The 11,774-nt window shown below is 50.2% G+C and carries 9 protein-coding genes; 8 read left to right on the top strand and 1 reads right to left on the bottom strand.

The window, feature by feature from the left end; translation table 11 throughout:
* Position 1 precedes the first annotated feature (1 nt).
* From NST07_RS19390 to NST07_RS19365, 6 genes are all read left to right on the top strand, one after another.
* Positions 2–1,153 carry an iron-containing alcohol dehydrogenase gene (locus tag NST07_RS19390; protein WP_342479964.1) on the top strand — a complete coding sequence of 384 codons (1,152 nt, stop codon included), beginning with the start codon at positions 2–4 and terminating at the stop codon, positions 1,151–1,153.
* A gap of 25 nt (positions 1,154–1,178) precedes the next feature.
* Positions 1,179–2,657 (top strand): rhamnulokinase, encoded by a 1,479-nt coding sequence (gene rhaB, locus NST07_RS19385; protein ID WP_342479963.1) that lies wholly within the window; start codon positions 1,179–1,181, stop codon positions 2,655–2,657.
* Positions 2,658–2,798: 141 nt separating this feature from the next.
* A complete protein-coding gene (gene rhaA, locus NST07_RS19380; RefSeq protein ID WP_342479962.1) occupies positions 2,799–4,055 on the top strand; it encodes an L-rhamnose isomerase in 1,257 nt (418 codons plus the stop codon).
* A 57-nt stretch (positions 4,056–4,112) separates the two neighbouring features.
* On the top strand, positions 4,113–4,958 hold the full coding sequence (gene rhaD / locus NST07_RS19375) for a rhamnulose-1-phosphate aldolase (RefSeq protein WP_341378882.1): 846 nt from the start codon (positions 4,113–4,115) through the stop codon (positions 4,956–4,958).
* 172 nt (positions 4,959–5,130) lie between these two features.
* Positions 5,131–6,225 carry an NADH:flavin oxidoreductase gene (locus NST07_RS19370; protein WP_341093876.1) on the top strand — a complete coding sequence of 365 codons (1,095 nt, stop codon included), beginning with the start codon at positions 5,131–5,133 and terminating at the stop codon, positions 6,223–6,225.
* Between the two features lie 154 nt (positions 6,226–6,379).
* Positions 6,380–7,570 carry a beta-ketoacyl synthase N-terminal-like domain-containing protein gene (locus NST07_RS19365; protein ID WP_342479961.1) on the top strand — a complete coding sequence of 397 codons (1,191 nt, stop codon included), beginning with the start codon at positions 6,380–6,382 and terminating at the stop codon, positions 7,568–7,570.
* 12 nt (positions 7,571–7,582) lie between these two features.
* On the opposite strand, the gene NST07_RS19360 is transcribed toward NST07_RS19365, so the two are convergent.
* Complete coding sequence (locus NST07_RS19360) at positions 7,583–9,160, bottom strand: alpha/beta fold hydrolase (RefSeq protein WP_342479960.1); 1,578 nt, start codon at positions 9,158–9,160, stop codon at positions 7,583–7,585.
* A 469-nt stretch (positions 9,161–9,629) separates the two neighbouring features.
* Between NST07_RS19360 and miaB the strand changes: the two genes are divergently transcribed.
* Both miaB and NST07_RS19350 read left to right on the top strand, forming a co-directional pair.
* Positions 9,630–11,237: a tRNA (N6-isopentenyl adenosine(37)-C2)-methylthiotransferase MiaB gene (gene miaB, locus NST07_RS19355; protein WP_342479959.1), complete on the top strand. Its 1,608-nt coding sequence runs from the start codon at positions 9,630–9,632 to the stop codon at positions 11,235–11,237.
* A gap of 60 nt (positions 11,238–11,297) precedes the next feature.
* Positions 11,298–11,714, top strand: coding sequence for a YlbF family regulator (locus NST07_RS19350; RefSeq protein ID WP_341380381.1), 417 nt, complete (start codon positions 11,298–11,300; stop codon positions 11,712–11,714).
* The last annotated feature ends 60 nt before the right edge of the window (positions 11,715–11,774 follow it).

The raw sequence follows: 11,774 nt of genomic DNA, 5'->3' as shown, positions 1-11,774 counted from the left end.
AATGAGTACTCATGTTTATTATGTTCCTTCTATCAACATTATGGGAAAAGGCTGTCTGAAGGAAATCGGCCCGTACATTCAAGAGCTGAATTTGCAGAAAGCGCTTGTGGTCACCGATAAGTTTCTGGTCAAGAGCGGAATCGCCGGCAAGCTGCTGGCTGTTCTGGATGAAGCAGGAATTAATTATGTCGTATATGATGAAGTCAAGCCTAACCCGACCTGTAAAAATGTCCATGACGGCGTTGATTTCCTGAAGCAGCATGAATGCGACTATCTGGTGTCTATCGGCGGTGGTTCGCCGCAGGATACAGCCAAAGCCATCGGCATCGTTGCTACCAATGGAGGACATATCGCAGAGTACGAAGGTGTACACAAGTCACAGCATAAATCGCTGCCTATTATTGCGGTGAACACTACCGCCGGAACTTCCAGCGAAGTGACGATCAATTATGTCATTACGGATGAGGAACGCAAGGTGAAGATGGTTATGGTGGATAAGAACAGCATTGCCACCATCTCGGTGAATGACCCTGAGCTTATGGTCGACAAGCCGGCCGCGCTTACTGCGGCAACAGGAATGGATGCCCTGACTCATGCTATTGAAGCATTAGTGACGCCAGGAGCTTATCCGGTCACCGATGCAACGGCATTGGCTGCGGTGGAGCTTATATTTGCCAATCTGGCCCGCACGGTGAGAGACGGCCATGATATTGAAGCGCGTGAGCAGATGGTTTACGCAATTTTCCTTGGAGGCCTGGCTTTCAACAATGCCGGACTCGGATATGTACATGCCATGGCGCATCAGCTTGGCGGAGTATATGATTTGCCGCATGGGGTGTGCAATGCGATGCTACTGCCATATGTAGAAGAAGAGAATGCCAAATATGTACCGGAGAAGTTCAGAAGTATCGCTAAGGCGATCGGCCTGCAGGTGAACGGCAAAAGCGACAAGGAATGCGCCGGTTTCGTAATCGAATCAATTAAAGCGCTGTCCAAGGAAGTCGGCATCCCGGCCAAATTATCCGAGCTGGGTGTAGATGAGGTCGATCTTGACCTGCTCGCTGAAAATGCGATGAAGGATGCCTGTGCACCAGGAAATCCATTCATTCCTACCAAAGAAGAAGTCATTGTCCTGTTCCGTAAAATCCTCTAGAACATCTTTAATAAGGAGATTCCCTATGAATAATCATATCGCCGTCGATATCGGCGCCTCCAGCGGGCGGCTAGTGCTCGGAACCATCGTGGACGGGAGTCTCACCCTGGAGGAGATTCACCGCTTCAGCAATGGATTCACCGAGCGCAACGATTCCTGCTTCTGGGATGTGGATTACTTACTGGAGCAGATCCTTATCGGGCTGCAAAAAGCAAAAGCCGGAGGCGTGACGAAATGCACCCTAGGGATTGACACTTGGGCTGTAGATTACGTCCTGCTGGATGCTGAGGGAAACCGAATCCAGGAGGTATATGCTTACCGGGACCGCAGGACGGATGGGGTCATGGAAGAGGTGGCGAAGCTCATTTCTCCGGAAGCTGTTTATGCCAAGACGGGGATTCAGCAGTTAACATTTAATACGTTATACCAGCTGTATGTCCATGACCGTGAAGAGCTGGCTAAGGCGGATCAGATTTTGCTGGTGCCCGATTATCTCTACTATAGATTGTGCGGCCGAAAGATCAACGAGGTCACCAATGCTTCGACCACTCAGCTGCTCAATCTCGCAAGCCGTGATTTCGATCCTGAGCTGCTTGCATTGCTTCAGCTTGAAAGAGCGCAGTTCGCCGGGCTGACCGAGCCCGGTGAAGATCTAGGCAGCATCAGTGATTCACTGATGCAGCAGTATGATCTGCCGGAATGCCGGCTCATTTGCGTGGCAACCCATGATACGGCTTCCGCCGTCCTTGGCATCCCGGCGCAAAGCGGGCGTTCGTCAGCATATATCAGCAGCGGCACCTGGTCGCTGCTTGGCGCTCAACTGGATCAGCCGATTAATAACCGGAGTGCAAGAGAAGCCAACTATACCAATGAATGGGGTGCTTATGGCACCTACCGGTTCCTCAAAAACATTATGGGACTGTGGCTGATCCAGGAGGTGCGCAGGCTGGACGGCAACCGCTACAGCTTCGCTGAGCTGGCTGAACAGGCCGCTGCCGCTGAAGGCTTCCGCAGCCTGATTGGCTGCAATGATCCGCGTTTTTTGAATCCGGACGATATGATAGAAGAAATCCGCCTATTCTGTGCCGAGAGCGGCCAGCCTGTTCCGCAGTCGCCGGGTGAACTGGCACGCTGCATCTTTGACAGTCTGGCGTTGTCCTATCGCAGCTATTTGAAAGAGCTCGAAGCGCTTACTGGCACAGCCATCGAAGTGCTGCAAATCGTCGGCGGTGGAGCAAACAACGAGCTGCTGTGCCAGCTGACCGCAGACGTAATCGGCAAGGAGGTCCTTGCAGGACCCGCTGAAGCTACCGCACTGGGAAATATTGCGGTACAGCTGATCCAGTCGGGCAAGGTCGCGGACATCCACGAGGCCAGAGCACTGATCGGGCAATCGTTTGAGATCAAATCCTATCTACCCCGGCCTATGCCGCAGCTTGGCGGGCTGCTGGTCCGCTGGGAGGAGCTGAATGCAGCGGAAACGGCTGCAGGTGAAAGCGCATAAGCTCCGCTTTCGAAGCGGGTTTTGCCCGAAGTAAACCGATGGAGCAGATGCTCACAAAACTAAATCGTATGCTTCCGGAGCAAGTTTGCTCGAAGAGTATTCCCGGAAGTATCGCTCACAAAACTTTTAGGAGGATGCGCCATGGATCAGAGCATCATGAACAGCTTTAACGAAGCCAAGATACTGTACGCCGCTCATGGCATTAATGTGGATGAAGTACTGGAGAAGCTGGCAGGGATCAAGATTTCACTGCACTGCTGGCAGGGAGATGACGTTAGAGGTTTTCTGTTTAAGGATAAGGAGCTTAGCGGCGGGATTGCCGTAACCGGAAGTTATCCCGGCCGCGCCGGCACACCAGAGGAGCTGCGTCAGGATTTGGAGAAGGCCTTATCGCTGATTCCGGGCAAGCATAAGGTTAACCTGCATGCGATTTATGCCGACACAGATGAAAAGGTGGATCTGGACGAGCTGGAACCGCGCCACTTTGCATCGTGGGTAGACTGGGCAAAGGAGCAGGGGCTTGGACTTGATTTTAATCCGACCTGCTTCTCCCATCCGAATGCGGCAGACGGGTTCACTTTGAGCCATGCAGACGAAGCCATCCGCAGCTTCTGGATTAAGCATTGCAAGGCTTCCCGGCGGATCGCCGAGCATTTCGGGCGTGAACTGGGACAACCCTGCGTCACTAACTTCTGGGTGCCTGACGGTTATAAGGATACCCCGGTGGACCGGCTGGCGCCGCGGATGCGGCTGAAAGAATCGCTGGATGAAGTGTTCAGCGAAGAGATTGATCCTCAGTATAATATTGATGCCGTGGAGAGCAAGCTGTTCGGCATCGGTTCGGAGAGCTATGTGGTCGGATCGCATGAATTTTATATGGGCTACGGGCTGACCCGGGGCAAAGCGATTTGCCTCGATGCCGGCCACTTCCATCCGACTGAAGTGATTTCCAATAAGCTGTCCTCCATTCTGATGTTCAGCGAGCAGCTGCTGCTGCATGTCAGCAGACCGGTCCGCTGGGACAGTGACCATGTGGTGACCATGGATGATGAACTGCTGGAGATTGCCCGGGAGCTGGTCCGCGGAGATTTGCTGCCGCGCACGAATATTGGTCTGGACTTCTTCGACGGCAGTATCAATCATATTGCGGCATGGGTTATCGGCACACGCAACACGCTCAAAGCCTTGCTGCGTGCGATGCTGGAACCAGTAGCGGAGCTGAAGGCTGTTGAACTGGCCGGTGATTACACTTCCCGGCTCGCACTTGTCGAAGAATTTAAGTCTTATCCATTTGGCGCGGTTTGGGATTATTACTGCGCTTCGCAGAATACACCGGTCCGTGAACAATGGCTGGCTGAGGTCAAGAGCTACGAGCAGGAAGTGCTGGCGGCAAGATAGGCAACGGCTAACCAAGACGTGACTAATTAAGCAGTGTATATAAAGGAGAGAAGACATATGAGTACATCCGTAATGAAGTCCAAAGGATACATTGCCGGCATCGAGGCGCCATTTATTCAGGAAATGTCGGAGATTACCCATCACATGTGGTCGCTCGGCTGGGATGAGCTGAACGGCGGTAACGTCAGCTATTTGCTGGAAGAGGATGAGGTTGCTAAATACATTAACGTACGGGAGCCGCTGCGGACGATTAACCTGACTTTCCCGGTCACTGAGCTGGCCGGCAAATATTTCATCGTCACCGGCTCCGGCAAATATTTCAGGAATGTAATCAAAGACCCGGAAGCCAATCTCGGTGTGCTGCGTGTCACGGACAGCGGCGAGAGTGTAGAAGTGCTCTGGGGTCTGCGCAACAACGCCGTGCCAACGAGCGAGCTGGCTTCCCATTTCATGAGCCATATTGAGCGCCTGAAGGTGGACCCCAACCACCGGATCGTACTGCATACCCACGCTACCAATGTCATTGCCATGACCTTCACGCATGATCTGGATGAGCTGAAATTCACCAAAACCTTATGGGAAATGTGCACCGAATGTCTGGTGGTTTTCCCGGACGGCGTGGGTGTTATTCCTTGGATCGTTCCCGGCAGCAGTGAAATCGGCCGCGCCACAGCTGATAAAATGAAGGAATACCGGGTAGTTATCTGGCCGCAGCATGGCATTTTTGTGACCGGCGGCACGATGGATGCTACCTTTGGTCTGGTGGAAACGATTGAGAAAGCGGCGATTGTCTATAACCTGATCGCTGGCAGAGAAATCAAACAGAAAATTACCGACCGCCAGCTGGCGGATCTGGCGGCGGCTTTCCATGTTACACCGAAAGCCGGCATCCTGGAGTTATAAAATACACTTCATAGCGAAGGGCAACCGGACATGGGCAGATTATCTGCCTTTGTCCGGTTTTTTGCGCAGCAGCGGCTGTCCTGAAGATCTGCTGCCAGGATTTGCAATTGCCTTCAACTAGCGTCATAATATCCTTACTTAAAGTAATTATATTATTAAATGGAGGTAGTATATGAATACCGATAAATTGTTTACACCTTTTCAGGTTGGAACGCTTTCCCTTCAAAACCGGATCGTAATGGCGCCAATGACCCGGGCATATTCACCGAACGGGGTAGCAACCGAAGCAGTTGCCGAGTATTACCGCAAACGTACAGAGGGTGGAGTGGGCCTGATTGTAACCGAAGGCACAGCGATCAACCATCCGTCAGCCGTCAGCCATCCGAATATTCCGAATATTCACGGGGAGGCTGCTTTGGCCGGCTGGGCTAAGGTTGTGGAAGAAGTTCACGCCGCCGGCGGCAAAATCATTCCACAGCTCTGGCATGTCGGCATGGCCCGCAACATTGGCGAGCTGCCGAATGCTGAAGCGCTGCCAATTGGTCCATCCGGGCTGAATTTGGCCGGCCAGCAGATTACAGAGCCGATGACGCAGCAGGAGATCGACGGTATCATCGCTGCTTTTGCCCAGGCGGCCGTAGACGCCAAGCGGATTGGTTTTGACGGCATTGAGCTGCATGGGGCACATGGTTATCTGATCGACCAGTTCTTCTGGGAGAAGACCAATCAGCGCACCGATCAATATGGCGGTGATCTTGAAGCGCGGACTACCTTTGCGGTCGAGGTTATTGATGCCTGCCGCCGTGCGGTTGGACCGGATTTCCCGATTGTGCTGCGCTTCTCGCAATGGAAGAGCGGAGATTACTCTGCCAAGCTTGCCCAAACACCGGAAGAGCTGTCCCGTTTCCTGACACCGCTCAGCAATGCCGGAGTCGATATCTTCCACTGCTCCACACGCCGCTTCTGGCTGCCGGAGTTCGAAGGCTCCGAGCTGAATCTGGCCGGCTGGACGAAGAAAATTACCGGCAAACCAACCATCACGGTAGGTTCTGTAGGTCTCAACAGCGAGTTCACCAGTACGGTGAAGGAGGAAAATGAGGAAGATAACATCGAACGCCTGCTGGAGAAACTGCAACAAGCGGAATTTGATCTGGTGGCGGTCGGCAGAGCGCTGCTCAGTGATCCGCAGTGGCCGGCCAAAGTGCAAAGCGGCAGAATGGACGAGATCATTCCGTTTACGTTCGAGTCTACAAAGACACTGAACTGAACGGCAGCCGGCTAACTTTAGGAGGAAGGCAATCATGAGAGAGAGGGCTTCAACCGCATGGGAGAGTTTTGGATGGAGCATCCAAAACGCGCAAGTGGGAGAAGTCCTCTTTGTGTTTTCTTTTTATTAATTATCAGGAAAAGGGTGGAGAACGATGAATAAGCGAATAGCAATTACCGGTTTTGGCGTGAAGGTTCCTAACGGAGAGAACAACAACGATTTGTTGGATCATCTGATCAGCGGCGAGTATGATTTCACAGCCAGAAATGATATTACACCGAATCAGGAGCCTTTATGGGTTGGTGAAGTTCTTGGGGATTTGGGGACGCTGGAGGATAAGCAGTACCGGGTTCTGCCGAGAATCTCCAAGCTGGCCATTAGTACAAGCGCCGAAGCACTAGTGATGGCTGGACTAGATTTGACGGACCCTGGCAATAAGAAGGGGGTGTTCTTTGGGACCACCATGGGCGGTACAACTCCGCTGGAGGATATGGTCCATTACGCATCTGCCGGCAAGTTCAGAGAAATGCCTGTTTACTGCTGCGGGTTGGTGCATTATCACAGTCTGGCTTCCTCCATCTCCAGCTTTTTTCATCTGACAGGAATCTCGAAGACGGTAACGACCGGCTGCACTGCCGGACTTGAAGCGCTGGAGGACGCCATGCTGTATCTGCAAAGTGGAAAGATAAACACGGCAATTGTAGGGGCAGCGGATAGCAGCAACAATAAAGTGACAGTGTACGGGTTCGGAAAAATAAGAGCGCTGCCATTCAATCAGGAAATCTGGAACTCCGGCTCGCCGTTCAACAAAAAAAGCAAAGGCTTCATATTGTCGGAGGGGGCAGCCAGCCTGATTCTGGAAACCGAGGAACATGCGCTTAGCCGCAATGCAACTATTTATGGGTATATAGATGCCGTGTCTACGAATAATGACGCTGAATCGGTGAATGGCCAGGACAAAACCGGAAGAAATATGAAGCAGGCGGTAAATGATGTGCTGGGCAACAAAAGACCTGACTATTTTAACAGCCAGGCCTTGGGCTACGACGCTAATGACAGAATCGAGGATATAGTCTCCAGGGATATCTTTCAGCATGAAGTACCGCTGACCTCGATCAAAGGGCTGATCGGCCATCCGTTCAGTGTCAGCGGCCTGGCGCAGATTATTGCCTCCTTGCTCGGCTTTCAGCATCATTTTATTCCCGGAACCATCCGGACAGATCAACATGGCTATGAGCATCTTCCATTAATCACAAAGACTCTCCAGAAAGCCACATCCGAAGTACTGATTACAAGCCATGGGTACGGAGGCAATAATGCCTGTGTCTATTTAACGAAGCAATGATGATTTAACAATTTACATACTTTTGGTGTGCTGCAGCTGTTCCGCCTTGAGCCGCCATTTCTTCGCTTCATGCTTTTGCTGATTTTGTTCATACAGGTTAGCGATTCGCTCGTAGGCATCGAACTCTTCCGCATTAAATAAAAGTACATATTTTAAAAACGCTATAGCCGCAGTGAACTTGCCTTGAGACGCGAGATAATCTGATTGCTGATGGGCAAGTGTAACCAGTTGAATCTCCATTTTGACTCTCAGGTGCAGGTTCCATTCCTGGTTTAGATTTCTGAATAGGTCAGGCTGGATCTGCGCAAAAACAGAATGAATCAGTGGTTCCTTCAGTTCAGGATTAGTTTCCTCATTAGCCCGGTTAATCTCCGCCAGCAGAGTCAGCACATCGGAGTCCACAGCAGTCTGCAGGGAAATTTGCTGTTTATCGCTGTAGATCAGCTTCGTGACCTCATTGTTCAGCAGCTGCTTCAGATGGGTGAGGCATACCCGAAGCTGACCTCTGGCTTTGACAAGATCCATATCCCGCCATAATTCTTCACAGAGCCGGTCTCTGGTGACGACGGGATTCAGCAGCAAATAAATCAGCAAATCCTTGGCGCTTCTCCTTCCCCAGCCACTAATAATCGGAATATCATCTACGGCAACCGTAAATCTGTTGAGTAAATTGATCTTCAATTGTACGGATGGGGCGTTATCGTCCGGATTATTGTTAACCATGTCCAGTAATTCGGAATGCAAATTTAACAGCAAAGGGTCCAAAGGAGCCCTGTTCATCCACTTACTCTTCAGAAAGACTTCAATCTGTTTAAAGGTTTCCTCCGGCTGATCATAAAAAACCATGTTGGATGCATTGTACAAGGTCATAAACCGGCAATTCGGATTGGCCGATGCAATCAGGCTGGACAGATAGGGAGGATACATCGGGTCCTGTTCCCCAGTCAACATTAATGTCGGATGGGTATGCTGTTTGAACAGATCCATAATCTCGTTATGTGCATACGCAAAGAAATCCAGCAGTTCCAGATAAACGTCAAAGGTGACTTTGGCAAAAGCGCTGTACAGCGCTTCCGTTTCAGCGCTATGGCGCGGATAAAGGGTGGCGTTAGGAATCACGTGATCCGCAAGCGCCAGCATGGATTGATAAGTCATCAGCTTTTTGCGGTAATCCTTATATTTATTGGCTGTCCCCGACGAATTGAACAAGGGAAGCGACAAAAGAACAGTGCTTCTTACTCGATCCGGATACGCTTTGGCAAAATAAAGGGCGATAATACTCCCGGCCCCATGGGCGATGATATGGAAGGATTGAATCTGGAGATCATCCAGCAGCATTCGCAAATTTTCGACAAATAATGCGGCCAGTTTATCAAGGGTAGTCTTAGAGCTTCCGCTCAATCCATGTCCCCGGAGATCATATCTTACAATATGGTAGTTGTCAGTCATATATGGAACCATAAGGTCCCAGCTTCTCAGATCAAACCCCAGGCCATGGATAAGCACCAAGGTTTCTGTGGTGTCACTGGTCTTTTTTGCCGTCTCGTATTCATAATGGATGCCGATGTTGTCCTTTGAAATATAAGCCATTGCTGAACCCCTCTACGCTGCTTTATATAATGATTATATCTGAAAAATAGCTAATATTTTATCGTAATATGTGGTTTTTTGTAGAAATGTGTAACGTATGTGTAGCGGTGCTTTGTTAAACTTGGAACAAGCAATACTTTTCAGGGGAGATGATGTGCAGCTATGAAGATGTTTTACTGTATCTGCGTCAAGGATTCCAAGTTCGATTTGGTCTATTTACGGATGTATATCCGCAGATAATAAATGTACGGAATAATAATTTTAGACGAACCTTCTTACTTATTATGTAGGAGGGTTTATTAGTATGTAGAATTCTAATTGTATCAGGGGATTTATTTTATTCTACCAGATTGTCTTTTAAAATTGTAAAACTTGGATTGCATTTTATCCTTATGCTATAATTTTTTATTAGCAAGAATAAAATTCTAGAGTTTATTTTACAAAGCTTCAGTATAAAGGACGTGGAATAATGACAATGGGGAATAACTCACCGGACTTAAAATTCGGCAAGGGTGGTTCGAAAGATTACTCGAAGTATTTTGATTTTTCTGATGCCAAAGTCATCAGTGAAGAAGAAGGCAAAACTACGTATAGAATCAAAGGACGTACCGTACAGATCAATTCCAACCCGGACTATAAAGAGGGTAAGCGCCGGGGCAAGCAGGAAATAGAAGTTATTGACTTTGAAGATACCGATACTAACCAGGCCATGGAGCAATTCCGGGAGATAAACCGCCACAAACAGCATTATTATTTCATCGCCACCTACGGCTGCCAAATGAACGAGCATGATACGGAGACGATGAAAGGTATGCTGGAGCAAATGGGTTATCTAGCCGCCGAAGACCGCAATGAGGCAGATATTATTCTGTTGAATACTTGTGCGATCCGCGAGAATGCCGAAGACAAGGTGTTCGGGGAGCTGGGCCATCTCAAGACGCTGAAGCTAGAGAAACCGGGTCTGCTGCTTGGAGTCTGTGGCTGCATGTCACAGGAGGAAGGCGTGGTTAACCGTATCATGTCCAAATACGGCTTCGTTGATATGATCTTTGGCACGCACAATATCCACCGGCTGCCGCAGCTTGTTAAGGAAGCGGTTTATAGCAAGGAGCTTGTAGTTGAAGTCTGGTCCAAGGAAGGCGACATTATCGAGAACCTGCCGAAGAAGCGGGAGGGGATGCGTGCCTGGGTGAATATCATGTACGGCTGTGATAAGTTCTGTACCTACTGCATCGTACCGTTTACCCGGGGCAAGGAGCGCAGCCGCCGTCCGGAGGATGTCATCGCCGAGGTTCGGGAGCTGGCCCGTCAGGGCTTTAAGGAAGTGACTTTGCTGGGGCAGAATGTGAATGCATACGGCAAGGATTTTACGGATTTGGATTATACATTCGGGGACCTCATGGACGATATGCGCAAGATCGACATTCCACGCATCCGCTTCATGACTTCGCATCCCCGCGATTTTGACGATAAATTGATTGAAGTACTGGGAAAAGGCGGCAATCTTGCAGAGCATATTCATCTGCCGGTACAGTCCGGAAGTACTGCCGTTCTGAAGAAAATGAGCCGCAAATACACACGCGAGGCTTACCTGGAGCTTGTCCGCAAGATTAAGGCCAGTGTGCCGGCTGCCGTGCTGACGACAGATATCATCGTGGGGTTCCCCGGTGAAACCGAGGAACAGTTCGAAGAAACACTGTCGCTGGTGCGTGAAGTAGGATATGATATGGCTTATACCTTCATTTATTCACCACGCGAGGGTACGCCTGCAGCTGCGATGGAGGACAATGTACCTGCTGAGGTGAAGAGCGAGCGCCTGCAGCGGCTGAATGACCTCATTAAAGAGCAGAGCCGGATCAGCAATGACCGGATGCTGGGCGAACTGGTCGAGGTGCTGGTGGAAGGGGAGAGCAAGAATAACGCTCAAGTGCTTTCGGGCCGTTCCAGTGCCAACAAACTGGTGCATTTGGAAGGTTCGAAGGATCTCATCGGCAGTTTGGTGCAAGTCAGAATTACCGATACGAAAACATGGTACATTAAAGGGGACTATGTGGCGGAAGCCGCGGCTGTCCTCTAATTATAGAGGAATGGAGCGATGTCAGTGACCCAGGAAGAACCGCGTTTGAACGAATACGGCATGCCGACCTACAATACCCGCGATCTGATCGTGCGCGAGGATATTATGGGCAAAGCCAAGGAGCTCGCTTCACTCATTTCGACCAGCGAAGAGGTGCAGCATTTCCAGCAGGCCGAGCAAAAGATTCTGAATCATGAGCGGGTGCAGGGACTGATCGCCACGATCAAGAAGAAGCAGAAGGAGATTGTGGCCTTTGAGAGCTTCAAGAATAAAGAGATGGTGGCCAAGATTGAGCGTGAAATTGAAGTGCTGCAGGATGAAATTGACGGCATACCGGTCGTGAACGAATTTCAGCAGAGCCAGAGCGATATTAACTATCTGCTGCAGCTCGTTATATCTGTAATCCGAGACACCGTGTCTGAAAAAATCAACGTGGAAGCCGGCACTGAAGCGCCTCCGTCCACATGCGGCGATTAAATAAGTTTCTGGGGGCGGATGCAGATCCGTCCCTTTGTTCAGGTAGGACATCATAATTAA

The sequence above is a fragment of the Paenibacillus sp. FSL L8-0340 genome (assembly GCF_038593145.1).
Classification (GTDB): Bacteria; Bacillota; Bacilli; order Paenibacillales; family Paenibacillaceae; genus Paenibacillus_AQ.
Note: the sequence above shows the minus strand (reverse complement) of the source record. Positions and strands in the feature narration are given on the sequence as shown.